Consider the following 17026-nt stretch of genomic DNA (forward strand, 5'->3'; position numbering starts at 1 on the left):
AAAAAATTTTAAAAGCTGTTAGCGTCAGATTTACTCCTTCAAATTGAGCAAGTATTAAGTCAAATTGGTATTAGTTCAGGTAAGGTTTGAACTCGTCACTTGCATACGTCTTTATCCCCTCTGCACTCTTATACATAAGATAAACAGGCAACTGATGTTGCTGAGCATAAGCTTTCGCACGCTCAGTTCCCATCACCGTTAACGCTGTCGCGAGACCATCAGCAACCATTGCAGAAGGATGTAGCACTGTCACCGATACCAGCTCATGCTTTACAGGGCGACCAGTCATAGGATCAATTAAGTGAGTGAAAGTTTCGCCATCCATTTCATAAAAAATACGATAATCTCCCGAGGTCGCAATACCATTTTTGCCAGGTTCGATTACACGATGAATTTGACGTTGACCAACAGGCGCATCTGGCTTTTCTATCGCAATACGCCAATTACCGTCCGGCTTCTTACCTGATACACGCAGCTCTCCACCAATTTCCACCATATAATCGTGAATATCGTGACTTTCAATGACTGTCGCGACTTTATCAATACCATAACCCTTAGCCGTGGCAGAAAAAGATAGCTCTAGTCCAGGGATAATCTTTGCTAACCCAGCATCGGTAAGGGCAAGCTTATCTATACCAATGCGTGAGCGCATATCATCAAGTGCCAGCTGTGATGGACGTTTAGTTGGCCTTTTATCGGGCCCAAATCCCCATAAGTCAATCAAGGGCCCCATAGTTACATCTAATGTTTCCGTGGATTGTCCTAACCGAATTGATTCTTCGATCACAGTGCGGAAGTCTTCGCTAATTGGCATCACAGTATTAGCTGGTAACGCATTAAATTGATTTATCTCAGAGTCAGGAATATAAGTCGACATAGACTGATTTACCGCTTTTAGCGCTTGCTCTACCTCATCGTGCAGCTGTGCTTGAGAAAGGCTGTTTTGGCCCGGAAATACCTTGATATTATAGGTAGTTCCCATTGTTTTACCCGATAACACGATTTCAGTTGGCGGTTGCTGTTTTTCTTGGCAGGCGCTTAGAAAAAAGAAAAAAAACGAAACTATAAAAATTTTAGAGATTAAATTACCACTTATCTTCATCACAATTCCCTGAGTTTAATAAAAAAGCCCTCAAACAAAATAGGTTGTTTGAGGGCTTATATTTTATCTTAAGTTCATTATCAGACTAAAACCTAATTAACCACCGAAGTCATCAAGTAGGATGTTCTCGTCTTCAACACCTAAGTCTTTAAGCATGTTGATAACCGCCGCATTCATCATCGGAGGACCACACATATAGAACTCACAATCTTCTGGTGCTTCATGATCTTTCAAGTAGTTTTCAAGAAGTACATTGTGGATGAAGCCTGTATAGCCGTCCCAGTTATCCTCTGGTTGAGGATCTGAAAGTGCTACATGCCATTCAAAGTTGTCGTTGTCAGCAGCTAAGCCGTCAAAGTCTTCTACATAGAACATTTCACGCTTAGAGCGCGCACCGTACCAGAAAGAAATCTTACGCTTAGAGTTGATACGCTTAAGCTGGTCGAAGATATGTGAACGCATTGGCGCCATACCAGCACCACCACCTACGAATACCATTTCTGCATCAGTTTCTTTTGCAAAGAACTCACCGAATGGGCCAGAAATCATAACCTTATCACCTTCTTTAAGTGACCAAATGTACGAAGACATTTTACCACATGGTAGCGTAAGGTTATTTGGTGGCGGAGTAGCGATACGCACGTTAAGCATAATAATACCAAACTCTTCTGGGTAGTTTGCCATTGAGTATGCACGGATCGTTTCTTCGTCAACTTTAGACTCTAGATTGAAAAAGCCAAAACGCTCCCAATCTGAACGGTATTCTTCTGGAATATCGTAGTCTGCATATTTAACGTGGTGAGCAGGGGCTTCAATTTGGATATAACCACCCGCACGGAAAGGTACAACTTCACCTTCAGGAATAGCTAGCTTTAGCTCCTTGATGAAAGTTGCTTTGTTATCATTAGAGATAACAGTACATTCCCACTTTTTAACACCGAAGATTGAGTCTTCAACTTCGATTTCCATGTCAGTTTTAACATTAACCTGACACGCTAATCGGCAACCTTCACGCGCTTCACCTTTAGAAATATGGTCAAGCTCGGTAGGTAGGATATCGCCACCACCTTCTTTAATGTGTACTCGACATTGGCCACATGAGCCACCGCCACCACATGCAGATGATACGAAAATCCCCGCGTTTGCAAGCGCACCTAGAAGCTTACCGCCCGCTGGGGTTTTAATCGCTTTTTCAGGATCGCCGTTTATATCAATTGTCACGTCACCGCTTGCTACAAGCTTAGACTTCGCTGCAATGATGATAAGCACCAACATCACAACGATAGCGATGAACATGCTTACGCCTAATACAATAGTTTCCATCGTATAGTTTCCTCGCTACCCTTACAGTGAAATACCAGAGAATGACATGAAGCCAAAGCCCATCAGACCTACAGTAACAAAGGTAATACCTAAGCCACGTAAACCATCTGGTACATCCGCGTATTTCATTTTCTCACGAATACCCGCTAACAACACGATAGCAAGCGCCCAACCCACACCAGAACCTAGACCATAAACTACTGATTCACCAAAGTTTAGGTTACGTTCAACCATGAATGATACTGCACCGAAAATCGCGCAGTTTACTGTGATCAATGGTAAGAAGATACCAAGCGCGTTGTATAGTGCAGGGAAAAACTTGTCCAGAGTCATTTCTAGAATTTGAACAAGTGCTGCGATAACACCGATGAACGTCAAGAAGCGTAAGAAGCTTAGGTCTACCTCAGGGAAGCCTAACCATTCAAGAGCGCCTGGTGCTAGTACAGCGTGATAAACTAAGTTGTTCACTGGTACTGAAATACCAAGTACAACGATTACCGCGATGCCTAAGCCTAGTGACGTCGTTACTTTCTTAGATACCGCCAAGAAAGTACACATACCTAAGAAGAAAGATAAAGCTAAGTTTTCAATGAAAACCGCTTTTATGAATAAGTTGATATATTGTTCCATCTCTCTCCCCTTATGCCTTTGCTTCTACTTGCTCTTTCTTCCAAGTACGTAGTGCCCAAATGAAAGCACCTACGATGAAGAATGAGCTGAATGGCATAACTAGTAGACCCATAGGCTGGTACCAACCACCTTCAGAGATAAGTGGTAGGATTTCTACACCGAATAACGTACCAGAACCAAATAGTTCACGAATGAAGCCTACAGTTAATAGTACAACAGAGTAGCCTAAACCATTACCGATACCGTCAAGGAATGACATAGCCGGAGGTGACTTCATTGCATAAGCTTCTGCACGACCCATTACGATACAGTTAGTAATGATAAGGCCGATGAAGGTCGATAGCTCTTTTGCTGTGGTATACACAACCGCTTGTAGTACTTGGTCTACTACAATTACTAGCGATGCAATGATCGTCATTTGTACAATGATACGCACACTCGAAGGAATGTGATTACGGATCATCGAGATGAATAAACTTGAGAATGCACAAACTAATGTCAATGCAATTGACATGATAAGCGCATTTTTAAGGCTTGATGTAACTGCTAGTGCAGAACAAATACCCAAAACTTGCAGAGCAATCGGGTTGTTTGCAAAAACAGGACCAAACAAGACTTCCTTCATTTCTTTTGCATTAGCCATTAGTTCAATGCTCCATTACGTACTTTCGCAAGGAATGGACCAAACGCTTTGTCGCTCGTCCAAAAATCAACAGTATTATCAACACCGTTCGACGTTAGTGTCGCACCAGATAAACCATCTATCTTGTGCTCATTACCGCCAGCACTACCTTTCACTACATCGATAGGAAGCTCTTTATCATCCCAAAGTGCTGTCCACTTAGGATTTTGGATTTCCGCACCTAGGCCTGGAGTTTCCATGTGCTTGTAGAAGTTAATAGACTTGATTGTCTCGCCATTCGGTTCTAAAGCTAAGAAACCATACATAATTCCCCACAGACCGTAGCCTTGAATTGGAAGAATAATGGTAGATAGCTGACCTTGGTCGTCTTTTGCAAAGTAAACTGGTGAGTTATAGGTAATACGCTGAATACCTGCAACGTCTTCTTCTTTAGACAGCTTGTAGCTACGCTTAGCGTCAAACTTGGTCGCTTCAAAGTCGAAAGACTCAGGTTGTACGTCTTCAACAAACTCACCGCTTTCAAGGTTAACAACACGTGCTTCGATGTTCTGATTAAATACTTCAGAAACATCTTTCACTTTGTCAAAACCTGCAACAGCAAGTATGTTGCGCTGAATATCTTCGTTTTTGTTAGCTTGCTGCATAGGGCGAAGCTGTACAGAAGCAAAAGATACAACGATTGCACACACTAGACATAAGCCAACAACTACGCCGAGCGTTTTGCCCATTGATTCATTATTAGTTGACACGTGCCAATCTCCTCTTCACATTAGATTGAACTACGAAGTGGTCGAACAGAGGCGCAAATAAGTTAGCGAATAGAATAGCTAACATCATGCCTTCTGGGTATGCAGGGTTAACAACACGGATAAGTACAACCATTACACCAATAAGTGCACCGTATAACCACTTACCTTTGTCTGTAAATGACGCAGATACTGGGTCTGTTGCCATAAAGAACATACCAAATGCAAAACCACCAAGTACAAGGTGCCAATGCCAAGGCATTGCAAATGCAGCGTTAGTTTCAGAACCAATCGCATTAAGAAGGAATGACATCACAACCATACCGATGAATGTGCCCAGAACGATACGCCATGACGCGATACGAACATAGATCAAGAACAAACCACCGATCATAATTGCAAGTGTAGATGTCTCCCCCATTGAACCTTGAATGAAGCCATAAAACGCATTCCACCAAAGTTCCATGTTACTGTAATCTAGCGAACCTGCTACTGCTTGACCTAAGTATGTTGCGCCAGAGAACGAATCAACTGCTGTCCATACAGTGTCACCTGAAATGTCTGCTGGATATGCAAAGAACAAGAAAGCACGACCTGCAAGCGCTGGGTTTAAGAAGTTACGACCCGTGCCACCAAAGATTTCTTTTGCAACTACAACACCAAATGTAATACCTAGTGCAGCTTGCCACAACGGAATCGTAGCTGGCAGGATAAGTGCAAATAAAACAGATGTAACGAAGAAACCTTCGTTAACTTCGTGCTTACGAACCGATGCAAATAGGATCTCCCAAAAAGCACCGACAGCAAAGACAGTACCATATATGGGTAAGAAGAAACATGCACCATAAAACATCTTGGCACCCCAACCTGCATCAGCAGTGAGTACACCGCCAAGTGATTGGAAAATAGTAACCTGCCATGTATTTGCAAGTTCAAAACCGTTACCTAGCGCTACTGCTGCTTGGTGACCGATGTTAAACATACCAAAGAACATCGCTGGGAATGTCGCCATCCACACTAAAATCATAATACGTTTTAGGTCGATGTTATCACGGACGTGAGTTCCGCCTTTGTTTACGTAACCTGGCGTATAGAAAATTGTTGCCACCGCTTCATACAGGGCATACCACTTTTCGTGTTTACCACCAGGTTCAAAGTGAGGTTCAATGTCTTCTAAAAATTTCTTTAAGGCCATTTTTAACCTTCCTTCTCGATAGTAGTAAGGCAATCACGCAGGATTGAACCGTACTCATATTTGCCCGGACATACAAATGTACATAGCGCTAAATCTTCTTCATCTAGCTCTAATGCACCTAATGCAATCGCGCCATCTAAATCACGTGCAACCAAGTCACGTAGCAATAGTGTTGGCAAAATATCGAGTGGCATAATACGCTCATAGTTACCGATTGGTACCATCGCACGCTTAGAGCCACCTGTAGACGTTGTCATTTTAAACAAACGGCTAGGCGCCAAATGCGCGATAAAAGTACGTGTTACAGAGAACTTGTTACTGCCTGGAGCAATCCAGCCAAATAGTTCCTTTTCACGACCTTCAAGTAGTACCGATACTTGGTTATGATAGCGGCCAAGGTAAGCATGAGGGCCGATTGCTGTTTTACCAGCTAACACAGAGCCAGAAATGACTCGGTTATCACCGTCTTCAAGCTCGCCTGCAACTAAATCTGTTAGCGACGCACCAATTTGAGTTTTTACTAAGCGAGGATTTTTAACACGAGGTCCTGCCAGCGCAACCACTCTATCTGTATAGATTTCACCTGTCAGGAACAACTTACCAAACGCGATGACGTCTTGGTAACCAAGATGCCAAACTTGCTTGTTTGCGCCTACAGAATCTAAGAAGTGAATGTGAGTACCCACGTTACCTGCTGGGTGAGCACCTGAAAACTCGTGAACTTCTACTTGTGAGATAGAAGAGCTTGGCACGTTGGCACCGGCTTTCTTACACACAAATACTTTGCCTTCAGTCAGACGAGACACTACCGCTAGACCGGCTTCAAACGCTTCCACGTTTTCAGCGATAATAACAGCAGGATCTGCTGCTAACGGGTTAGTATCTGTCGCTGTCACAAAGATCGAGCTAGGTGTTGCACTCGGCACAGCGACACGGCTGAATGGACGCGCTCTAAGTGCTGGCCATTGACCAGACTCGATTAGCACTTCCTTCACTTTTTCAGAGTCTAAGTTGCTTAATTCAGCAGCTGAGAACTTCTCAAAAGTGATTTGCTCGTCGCCTTGAACTTCAATAACAACTGATTGAAGAACACGCTTAGCACCACGGTTGATTTCTTTAACTACACCAGAAGCTGGCGCAGTAAACTTGACGCCTGGGTTCTTTTTGTCTTCAAAAAGAACTTGGCCTTTTTTGACTTGGTCATCCACACGAATTTGCATGGTAGGACGCATACCAATGAACTCTTCACCTAGCACAGCCACTCGTTTGACGGCAGAGCCATCATGAATAACTTGCTGAGGTGCGCCCTCTATTGGTAAATCCAGACCTTTTTTTTATGTTGATCATACGCACTTGCATTACATTAACGGAAAGAAACTGAAAATATCTTTAGTCATCACTGCGCCACCTCGTTTGTACTAAGTTTTGGGTATATAAAGAGCAGAAAGTTATGAGTCCGGTTAGGGTTCTCAAAAGCCCCTTAAAACACCGCTCAACGCGAACAAAAAAGCAGCGTCGTGATAAAAGTCCTCACATATTTCTCTGATTTTAACATTAATCGTACTGAGTATGCGAGTGGAATTATGAAATTAATACGACTTTAACGTGGATTTAGATTAGTTGAAAAGCGTCAAACTTCAAGTCACGGAGCTAGGCGATTTGGCAATTATTCTTTAGTCGAAGAATAAGCTAACTAACCTGAACGCTGGATAAGAAGTTAGTTAATCAAAGGACGAGGTGAAGATTAAACAAACTCATTGGGTCAAACTTAATCACTTATCACAACATAGCGCATGGCCTGTACCATGCGCTACAATATCAGTGAACTCTGTTACTTTTACCTACCTTGCATCTTCCTCTTTAAAAGGAGGGAGCGTATCGATAAATGTCCTTGCTGGATGCTTTTTCCTGAGTTTAGCCATAAACCCAAGCATAGGTACATCCACATACTCAGAATCGTCCTCTTGTAAAATACGCTGTCTCACTTTTGATAACCGATAAAATGGCACAGATGGGTATAAGTGATGCTCGACATGTAAATTAAAATTGAACATCGAATACAAAGATAACCAACCGGGTTTCATCGAACTTGAGCGAGAAACAGAATCCTGTTCATATACACGTAGCGGCTTAGTTCGCGTCGCCATACTATGCACATATAAACCGGAATGTGGTGGTGCAGTTACAGCTTCATAAAAGAAAAAGTGGATTAGCGCCGCAATCGTAATGAAAGTAAAATAAGTCTGAACACCAACATACATGCACACCAATACGTGAGGTGTTAGCATCACGATGACTGAAAACAGTGCCTTCAGTGCCAGTTTGTAATTTTTGTTCATAAATTCTACCAATGGATTAAGCCACAGAACCGCAAAGAAGAACTGAATAGTAGGAAACGGCAACCATAGACGCCACACCACATTAAACATCTGTAATGTAACGGCTGAAACACTCTTAATTTTTCGCAACTGAGTTGACGATGGATCTTTATCCGCAAACCCAGTCCAACGATGATGGCCCTGATGAATATGCACCCACGACGTATATGGGATTAAGGCCAATGGACTGACAGCAAAACCAAAAAAGTCATTTACACGTTTGTTTGTAAACACGGTGCGATGTCCAAACTCATGAATAAGCACCGAAGATCTAAACATTAGCCAACCGAGTAATAGCTGCAGCACAAAAAAGCCAAACGAAAACGCTTCAACCTTTGTCAGTCCCCACAGCACAGCGGCAATAAAAACCGCTTCGACAAGGACAGTGATCAAACCAACTTTGTTGGATATTTTAAATGCCCCTTCATCATTCAGCCGCTTTTTTATTATCTTATAACTTTCCACTTTCATTGTTTTTTCCTTAAATACTGGATACAGATGATATGCCTTATCTTATTTTTCTAACAAATAAGGTATCGATTGCTTGCCACCAAAAGGGTCTTATTAAGACCCATGGCTCAATAACTCCTTAAGCTTTTTCACTAATACCACGATATTAGGTGGCTGTATTAAAGAGAAATGATTGCCAGGAATATGTGCGCATTGAACCTTGGATACACACTCTTTCCAATGAGCCTCAAGCGGTACCGTTAGGCTCAACACACTTCCCTCTTCAGCCATAAGTAGGTCGACGTTACCGTGGTAGCGTGACGGCTTATGAGTGGCAAAAAGCTGTAGATTTTTTGCAAAAATATCAAAGCGCTCTTGCACTATTGACTCAGGAATATGCTGAAACATATGCCCCTTATCTTTCGCTAGTTGTAATAGGCTTCTGGGCAAATCCTCAAACTTAGCACCGCTGATATACTGAGTTACTTCGTGCTGCTCAATTACAATGTCCAGTTCGCGAGCAAAAAAGTACAGTAGCCACTCTGGGTCGCGATAAATCTCGATATTATGCTGTTCAAACACAGGGTTTCGACTATCAATTAAAATAGTTTTATCTATTTTCACATCAAACTCATCACCAAGTGCTGCCATTTCCACTGCCACAGTACCACCTAGTGACCAACCAGCTACAACATATTGCTGGGCACCAATATGTTGATTGAGAAGCGCTAAATACGAGCGAGCTAAGTCGCTGAGTGAGTCTGTCGGATTTTTCTCGTAGTGCTTTAAATCCGAAGCAATAGCGTAGATTGCACGATCTGAGGACAATAGTTGAGCTAGTGGAACATAACTTAAAATACTCCCACCAACAGGGTGGATGAGTACCACTGGTGGTAAGTCTGAAGCGTGCTTATTCAAACACACGAGAGGTGATTCAGCGCCATTTTCTTCATTAGATTGAATAAACTCAGCAATGTCTATGATGGTATCGTAGCGTAGCAAGTCCACAACATTAATTGGTTTGTTCACCAAAGCGGAAATCATATTGGCAGCTTTTACCGCATTAAGTGAGTTAGCGCCTTGATTCCATAAACTCTCGGCAGCACTCAGCTGAACCTGCCCTAGCACTGTTGTCCAAATATCAAAGATGCTTTGCTCAAGTGTGTTTAATGCTCTGTTTTGTCGAGCTTCCTCTGCTTCCATCGAGACAACAGGCAACCTCTTGGTATCAATTTTGCCATTTTTATTTAATGGCATTTCAGGTAGTTGTATTACCTGCTTTGGCAGCATAGCCGGAGATAGACGACTTTTAAGTAACACAACGATGTCTTGTCGCAACTGATAATCTGTTGTTAGTGCATTATCACTTGTACAGTAAGCTACTAGGCGTTTATCGCCGTTGTCTGTAGTGTGCACATGAACGAATACCTCTCTCACCCCTGGACACTGATGTATCGCCGCTGTCACTTCACCCAACTCAATTGTGAAGCCATTGATTTTGACCATGTCATCGCGACGACCGATAAACTCTATTTCACCAACATTGTTGTATCGAACAAAGTCTCCCGTTGCATATAAAGTTTGACCATTTGCCAAATGAGGTAATACACGGAACTTAGCCTCTGACAGTGCTTTGTTGTTTATATAGCCTTGCGATAGCCCTACTCCACCTAGGAAGAGTTCACCACCAACACCTATACCAGACATCTCTCCGTGCTTATCAACAACATACATTTGTGTGCCACTAACCGCTTTGCCGATTGGGATCGTTGTTGCACTCAAATCTTTTTCAGACACGATATGATAAGTTGCAACCGTGGTGCACTCTGTCGGACCATAGCCATGGATCAGTTTGCCACTAAAGCGGCTTTCTAAAGCCCTTGCTACAGCTGCCATATTGACTTTTTCGCCACCAAATATAATTTGCTTTACAGATGCCAGAGGGAAATGCTGCGTATCTGCCAAACGATTAAGTAAAGCGGTCGTCACCAGAATGATAGTCACTTCATGATAATCAATGGTTGATGCCAGTAACTCAGGGTTTAGCAGAACATTTTTACTGATGCACACCACTGCCGCACCATTGAGCAGTCCGCCCCACAGCTCAAACGAAGAAGGGTCAAAGCTGAGGCTAGAGACATGAGCCACTCTATCTTTTGGCTTAATATCGATGTAGTTTGCATCAACAACACGACTAATGATTGCCTGATGAGAGACTGGCACTCCTTTTGGATTTCCGGTTGACCCTGAGGTATAAAAGATACATGCGGTGTCAGCAGCAAAAGTATGAATTGGCATATTTGACTTGCTGTAATCTTTTGTCACCTCAGCCAAGTGGCTTAGTGCTATCACCTTAGCCTCAACATCTAATTGTTCGGCCAAAGTGTCTGCCGCGACCAGCAAACTTAACTGTGCGCCCTCAACAATAGTTTTTACTCGTTCAATCGCATCTTCAGCACTAATCGGTACGTAAACACCACTACATTTTGCAATTGCCAATATAACCGTGATCACTTGTACACTTGATGGCGCGTAAAAACCAACCCTAACTCCAGGTGCGACTCCTTGAGATTTTAGATAGTGTGCAATTTGGTTTGCTGACTCATTTAACTCGGCAAAGCTAAGGGTTTCGTCTTGTGCAATAAGTGCTGCGCTTTGTGGTGTTTTAGCAGCTTGAGCCTCAAAAAGTAGTGCCAAGTTTGACATTTCATGTGGCAATGAAACGGGATCAGGGCTTTGTCCCCAAGCGACTATTTTTGCGCGTTCAGCGTCATCCAGCATGTTGAGCTTAGAGATTTGCGCTGTGCTGTTGCAAAGCACCGACTCAATCATATTTTGTAGATGGCTCAGCATATACTCAATCGTCGCTTGTTCAAATAGCGCCGTATCAAAGTGCATACTCAACTTATATTGTTCATTTGTGCCAAAGACAGCCAAGCCTAAATCGTCGAACGAGCCTCTTTGCCCTGATAGCGGATGAATTTCTTCAAAGATCCCCGTACCATTTTTTCTCATCAGCTCGCCGACCTTCGTTAAGGTCATAGAGGTTTGGAACACTGGTGAGCGGCTCACTTCCCGAGATTTATACAGCTCATTCACTATCTGAGTGAATGGGAATGTTTTGTGCTCAAAAGCGTTGATTAGGGCGTGTTTACAAATCTCTGCCAGTTCATCAAAACTAATCTCATCTGAAGCTTGAACGCGGGTTGCCAGTGGATTAACAAAATTGCCGACCGCAAAATCATTGTCTACTAATTCTCTGCCCGCATTTGAAATACCTATCACAATATCATCTTGACCGGTATACCTATTCAATAGTGCAAAGTACACACTCTGGAAAAAGACAAATGGCGTGATCCCTTTGCGCTTGCTAAATTCATCAATCCTACTTGATAGACCAGCTGGCAAGGCAACATTGACCCTCCCCCCTTTATACTGCTTAACTGCTGGCCTAACTTTATTTGGTGTCAGCTCCAACACCGGCAAACTATCAGTTACTAATGTTTGCCAGTACTGTTTGTCTTTTTCCGCTTGAGGGCTTGCTAAGTAGGTCTTTTCATTTAGCACATAATCAGCAATATCATAGGGCTTCGCAAGCGTCAGTTCACGCCCATCAGCCGCATTTAGATATAGTGCTTCAAGCTGCTCCATCAAAATTGCGATTGAGTAAATCTCAGTAACAATATGATGGGTGAGAAGTACAAACCATGATTGCTGGCTTTGACCGTCATTTAGCGACACGATATAAGCACGAAAAGGGCGTTCCAAGGATAAGTTAAAAGGTTGATCAGCAATCCACTCAAGTTTGTGGTTGAACTCATCTGAGCCACCCTGTAGCTGAATGTGTTCTATCTCGTAGTCTTCATTCGGATTGCGTAATTGGTAAAATCCTTCCTCACATTCATGGAATGTTGAAGACATTACATCTTGGTGCTTCAACACGGCATTAAATGCGTGTTGTAGCTTTGTATGGCAAGTACTGTGACTTAATTTATACGCAGTGATCAGATTGTACGCTGAGCTATGCGGATGCAATTTAAAATCAGCCCAATAACCCAGCTGATTGGCCGACATTCCAGACACACGTTTGCCTGTACTTAAAAAGTCAACCAACTCTGCCTTTTGCGCTTTTAGCTCAGCCAGCTCCTGTTCGCTCAGTGCCCCACTGGCACTGCGATATTTAAGCTTGTCTCCATCAAGCCAAAGTTTTACACCACTTTTTTCAAATCTTAAAATTGTTTCGATAGCCATTAAATTTCTCCTTCAACCAGCGATGACTGCTCAACGTCAGCGGTATGCGCTTGACGATCCGATGACTGGTGCTTCATGTCTTCCAGAATTAATACAGCAAGTTCCTGAATAGACGCTCCTTTTAAGATTTCTGAAATAGGCAATTCACGATTGAGCTGCTTTTTGATACCGGTATTGACCTCAAATGCCGTAAGTGAGTCCAAGCCCAAGTTCATCAATGGCGTGTCGGTTTGTATTTTTTCAATGCCAGAGCCAAGTGACTCAGAGACAAACTGTCGTAATAACTCCATCAACATCTGCTTTTTGTCATCCTCACTCACTGTGGGCTGTAGTAATGCTGCGATTAAATCCGATTTACCATCATCGCTTGTGGTTTGCTCAGTAGCAGCTCGAAGCTGCTCAAAAATGGCTAATGGGCGACGAAACTCCATGACATCCAAGAATTTAGAAATATTAATATTTGCAATCACTGGGTTGAGCATTCGATTTTCAATGACACTGCCCATTGCTTGTAGTGCCTCATTGTGTGACATTAATTGGAGCCCTACTTTTTCAGCTAACTGAGCATTGTCTCCGGCGACTGCCATACCAGAATCAGCCCATGGCCCCCAGTTTATCGACGTAGCCGGTAACGCTAACGCATTACGGTAATAAGCAAGACTATCTAAGAAACTGTTACCCGCGGCATAAGCGGCCATGCCTCCAGATCCCCATACCGACGCCACCGAAGAAAACAGCACAAAATACCGAGCTTGAGAAGCTAGTTGGTGTAAGTGCCAAGCACCTTGTACTTTTGCAGCTAGCACATTTAACATCTCAGACTCTGACAACGACTCGAATGCTGTCACTTGGTTAACACCTGCAGTATGGAAAACACCATCAATGGCACCATATCGGTTTGAAACATCAGACAAGACTGACTCAAGCTCAGTGTAGTTAGTAACATCGACAGAGATGTAGTCCGCCACGGTAACATGCGTGCGAAGACGCTGTAGTGCTGCGGCAATATTTCCACTCTCATCTCGCGCAATAGCCTGCTGCTCAGTGCTTCTGCCAAGTAATATGATATGTTGCGCACCTTGCTCAGCTAGCCACTTGGCAGTACTCAAGCCAAGTGCTCCAAGACCACCGGTGACAACATACGCTTTGTCTTTTGCGACGCGTAAATGTGAAAGCGTTGGCGCATTCAACTCAGACACTCTAGGGGCATAAGATATACAGCCACGAACCGCAAGCTGGGTCTCATTATTTGCGGCAAACAGTGCAGATGATAAGCCAGCCAACGCTGCGCTATCAGATAATTCATCACAATCTACCTGCCTTTGCCACACTGAGGGGGCTTCAAGAGCGATGGATTTACACAACCCAGCAATTGCCCCTTGTAAAGGATCGTAACGATATTGCGTACCAGCAATAGATGCAGCAAACTGGGTAATAACTGCCAGTGATACTCCAGCTTTGAGTGTGCAAATATCACGTAATTGACCAAATAAAGACGTTAACCGAGTTAATACGTCTGATGTTGGCTGTTCGCCACACAGATCCAGCCCCCAACCAAATACGATGCGTGTTACCGCACTATTACGATGAATAAGTGACTCATCCAGTGCAGCCACGTCGCTAATAACCTGGTAACTTTGCGCACTCAAATCACCGTAGCCTGTTGGTATCGTCTTATCGAATATTAAGGTATAGGTGTAACCTTGACTGCTTAGCCATTTTGTCCAAGGTGCAAGCTTGCCGTGTTGATCTGCAAAAATGAGTATATTACCGACGGCTCCGGGTTCAACCAAGGTATCGGTTGGGCGTGTTTGCCATTGTAGCTGATAAAATTTATCTGGATTATTCAGCGCCACATCCGAGTGAAAATGCGGTTGTACTTTAGGCAAAGGGTAATGCTTTAGCTCCATTGGATAAGCCGGTGTGTCAAGGCGCACATGGCGACTATCTTGATAATATCTCTGCCAGTCTATGTCAGCACCCGATTGATAGGCACTGTGTAGCGCTTTTACCAGCGCATGATGCAATGTTTGCGCATCTGACACTTCAATACTCCACGCGCCAAATTCAATAGCACTGGACAACATCATTGTGCGGTACTTCAGCGCATCTTCCCCAGCTTCAAACGTGGCATTGGCATGCTCCATTAGTTGCCTTGCTAACTCGGTATTCGCCAATTTGAATATACTCGGTAACACACCAAGCACTTTGCCCCCTGCGCTAGATTGCAAGCAATTGACTATGGCTGACTGCGCTTGGGCTTTTTCTATCTGACCACAGCTTAAGCGCGCAGATACATACATCAGGTCAAGGGACGCTTTAAACGGCAACCGCTGAGTCGCCAAACTCAGCATTGGTAGATCACCCGCCTCTGCGTTAATTTCGCTGAGCATAACGCCAAGCGAAGCCACATGCGATAACCACAGCCCTGATAGCAATGCGTTTGCCAACAAACATTGCAGCGGATCTGTCCATTCTATTTTTTCCGGCCAGTGGGCAAATGTATGCTGCTCCTGAACGCGATAGTATTCACTCGCCTTACTCAACATTTGTTTGGCTTTGTTATTGTTGAGCGCCCATGTGTGTAAGACAGGTAAAAAGTGATGGTCGCGCTCGGTGAGCGTGCAGCTAATCACAGGCTTTGCTGTCCCCTGTACCACACGGTTATTCAAAGCAGGTGTAAACTCTGTGAGTTGCGCTAGTAAGTCGGCTGTGCTGCTAGCCATAAAGCACGCCCGTATAGGCCAGTGCTCACTGCTAGTATTGGCAGAGAAGCACACCGAATGAAGGTCAAGCGCGCCTTGCGTAATATAGTCTTGAAATTGCTTAATCCGAGCTGCTAGCTGAACTTCAGATTTAGCCGATAACGCCAATATCGCGCTACCCTTTTGCTCACGCTCAGTCGCAGGCTGTTGTGATGAATTAAACTCATCTGACACAATCAGGTGCGCGTTCGAGCCACAAAATCCAAATGCGCTCAATCCCACATATTTAACTGGGTCATCATCCCATGCCGCGAGTGTTTTCGGTAAGGTGATTGACGTTTTTTCTAATTCTAGCTTCGGATTGGGTGTATCTAAATTAACGTTAGCTGGAATTTGTTGGTGCTTAAACATCAGCAACACTTTTATCATAGAAGCGATGCCTGCGGCACTTTCTAAATGACCAATATTTGGTTTTACCGAGCCAACCAGTAACTTTTTGCCACTTGGCGTATCACGTTTGTAAGCTTTAGAAATCGCCTCAATTTCTATGGGATCGCCCAGTGGCGTTCCAGTTCCATGAGATTCTACATAGCAGACTTGCTCTGGAGTTAATGCACTTTTTTGTAACGCTGCCTGAATCACCTCAACCTGCGCTTTACCGTTAGGTACTGGTAATGCGCTACTTCGGCCATCATGATTAATCGCAGAAGCCTGAATGACACCAATAATATTGTCGTTATTTTCAAGCGCATCACTTAGGCGTTTTAGCACTACAATTCCAGCACCTTCACCGCGTACATAACCATCTGCCTTTTCATCAAAAGTACTACACACTCCAGAGGGGGACAGCGCTTTAGCTTTACACATAATCATGGTCATGGCAGGGGTAAGCATCATATTGACACCACCAGCCAGTGCCAAATTACACTCACCATTAAGCAGCCCTTGCGCTGCCATATGAATACTAGTAAGTGAGGATGAACAGTTTGTATCCACTGATAATGAAGGCCCATGTAATCCTAAGGCATGAGATAAACGCCCAGAGGCAATCCCAATCCCATTGCCAGCAGCGGTATACATATCTATGGAAGCAGGATTTTCGACACTAAATTGGCCATTATCCTGATTCATAATACCTATATATACCCCACTGGCGCTGCCTTTAAGCTTACTGGCCGGAATACCCGCATTACCAAGCGCTTGCCAACAGACTTCCAATAACAGGCGGTGTTGTGGATCCATATACTGCGCTTCTCGAGGCACAATACCAAAAAAGTCATTGTCAAATTGGTCGATGTCAGTTAAAAACCCACCGGCATTGGTATACACCTTTCCATCGGCATCCTGATCCGCATCAAAGTATTGCTCAGCATCCCAGCGCTCACTTGGCACATCAGTAATATGGCATTCGCCATTTTTAAGTAGCTGCCAAAATGCCTGAGGATCATTCGCACCAGGGAAGCGGCAGCCCATACCTATTACCGCTATTTTTTCTTCATTTTTCGCTTGTAGCGTACTAATTTGTGCCTTCTGCTTTTGAATGGTATTCAGGGCATTGGCCATTAACTTCTGATAATTATTTGGCTTTGTTTTATCCATCATC

10 protein-coding genes are annotated in these 17026 nt (G+C 43.7%); all 10 read right to left on the reverse strand.

What is annotated here, in order from left to right:
• Nucleotides 1–70 precede the first annotated feature (70 nt).
• The 10 genes from D9603_RS00975 to D9603_RS01020 all read right to left on the reverse strand — a co-directional run bounded on the left by D9603_RS00975 (nt 71) and on the right by D9603_RS01020 (nt 17025).
• Nucleotides 71–1102, reverse strand: coding sequence for an FAD:protein FMN transferase (locus tag D9603_RS00975; RefSeq protein WP_128729714.1), 1032 nt, complete (start codon nt 1100–1102; stop codon nt 71–73).
• 96 nt (nt 1103–1198) lie between these two features.
• Nucleotides 1199–2425 carry an NADH:ubiquinone reductase (Na(+)-transporting) subunit F gene (gene nqrF, locus D9603_RS00980; protein ID WP_128729715.1) on the reverse strand — a complete coding sequence of 409 codons (1227 nt, stop codon included), beginning with the start codon at nt 2423–2425 and terminating at the stop codon, nt 1199–1201.
• Nucleotides 2426–2446: 21 nt separating this feature from the next.
• The gene (gene nqrE / locus D9603_RS00985) at nt 2447–3055 is read right to left on the reverse strand and encodes an NADH:ubiquinone reductase (Na(+)-transporting) subunit E (protein ID WP_088529916.1); all 609 of its coding nucleotides are present in this window, start codon (nt 3053–3055) and stop codon (nt 2447–2449) included.
• A 10-nt stretch (nt 3056–3065) separates the two neighbouring features.
• Complete coding sequence (locus D9603_RS00990; protein ID WP_125250928.1) at nt 3066–3698, reverse strand: NADH:ubiquinone reductase (Na(+)-transporting) subunit D; 633 nt, start codon at nt 3696–3698, stop codon at nt 3066–3068.
• Nucleotides 3698–4447, reverse strand: a complete 750-nt coding sequence (locus D9603_RS00995; protein ID WP_125250929.1) for a Na(+)-translocating NADH-quinone reductase subunit C — start codon at nt 4445–4447, stop codon at nt 3698–3700. Before D9603_RS00995 ends, D9603_RS00990 begins: the two co-directional genes overlap by 1 nt.
• Nucleotides 4437–5639 carry an NADH:ubiquinone reductase (Na(+)-transporting) subunit B gene (locus D9603_RS01000; RefSeq protein ID WP_125250930.1) on the reverse strand — a complete coding sequence of 401 codons (1203 nt, stop codon included), beginning with the start codon at nt 5637–5639 and terminating at the stop codon, nt 4437–4439. The genes D9603_RS00995 and D9603_RS01000 overlap by 11 nt, the downstream gene beginning before the upstream one ends.
• A 2-nt stretch (nt 5640–5641) precedes the next feature.
• Nucleotides 5642–6964, reverse strand: a complete 1323-nt coding sequence (locus D9603_RS01005) for a Na(+)-translocating NADH-quinone reductase subunit A (RefSeq protein WP_128729716.1) — start codon at nt 6962–6964, stop codon at nt 5642–5644.
• Nucleotides 6965–7480: 516 nt separating this feature from the next.
• Nucleotides 7481–8488 (reverse strand): fatty acid desaturase, encoded by a 1008-nt coding sequence (locus D9603_RS01010; protein WP_128729717.1) that lies wholly within the window; start codon nt 8486–8488, stop codon nt 7481–7483.
• 93 nt (nt 8489–8581) lie between these two features.
• Nucleotides 8582–12718, reverse strand: coding sequence for a non-ribosomal peptide synthetase (locus D9603_RS01015; protein WP_128729718.1), 4137 nt, complete (start codon nt 12716–12718; stop codon nt 8582–8584).
• Nucleotides 12718–17025: an SDR family NAD(P)-dependent oxidoreductase gene (locus D9603_RS01020; RefSeq protein WP_128729719.1), complete on the reverse strand. Its 4308-nt coding sequence runs from the start codon at nt 17023–17025 to the stop codon at nt 12718–12720. The genes D9603_RS01015 and D9603_RS01020 overlap by 1 nt, the downstream gene beginning before the upstream one ends.
• Nucleotide 17026: the final 1 nt, after the last annotated feature.

The organism is Pseudoalteromonas sp. PS5 (assembly GCF_004103255.1).
GTDB lineage: Bacteria > Pseudomonadota > Gammaproteobacteria > Enterobacterales > Alteromonadaceae > Pseudoalteromonas > Pseudoalteromonas peptidolytica.

Coding starts and splice junctions, on each gene's coding strand:
- D9603_RS00975 (WP_128729714.1), bottom strand. CDS start 1,102: ATGAAGATAAGTGGTAATTTAATCTCTAAAATTTTTATAGTTTCGTTT.
- nqrF (WP_128729715.1), bottom strand. CDS start 2,425: ATGGAAACTATTGTATTAGGCGTAAGCATGTTCATCGCTATCGTTGTG.
- nqrE (WP_088529916.1), bottom strand. CDS start 3,055: ATGGAACAATATATCAACTTATTCATAAAAGCGGTTTTCATTGAAAAC.
- D9603_RS00990 (WP_125250928.1), bottom strand. CDS start 3,698: ATGGCTAATGCAAAAGAAATGAAGGAAGTCTTGTTTGGTCCTGTTTTT.
- D9603_RS01000 (WP_125250930.1), bottom strand. CDS start 5,639: ATGGCCTTAAAGAAATTTTTAGAAGACATTGAACCTCACTTTGAACCT.
- D9603_RS01010 (WP_128729717.1), bottom strand. CDS start 8,488: ATGAAAGTGGAAAGTTATAAGATAATAAAAAAGCGGCTGAATGATGAA.
- D9603_RS01015 (WP_128729718.1), bottom strand. CDS start 12,718: ATGGCTATCGAAACAATTTTAAGATTTGAAAAAAGTGGTGTAAAACTT.
- D9603_RS01020 (WP_128729719.1), bottom strand. CDS start 17,025: ATGATGGATAAAACAAAGCCAAATAATTATCAGAAGTTAATGGCCAAT.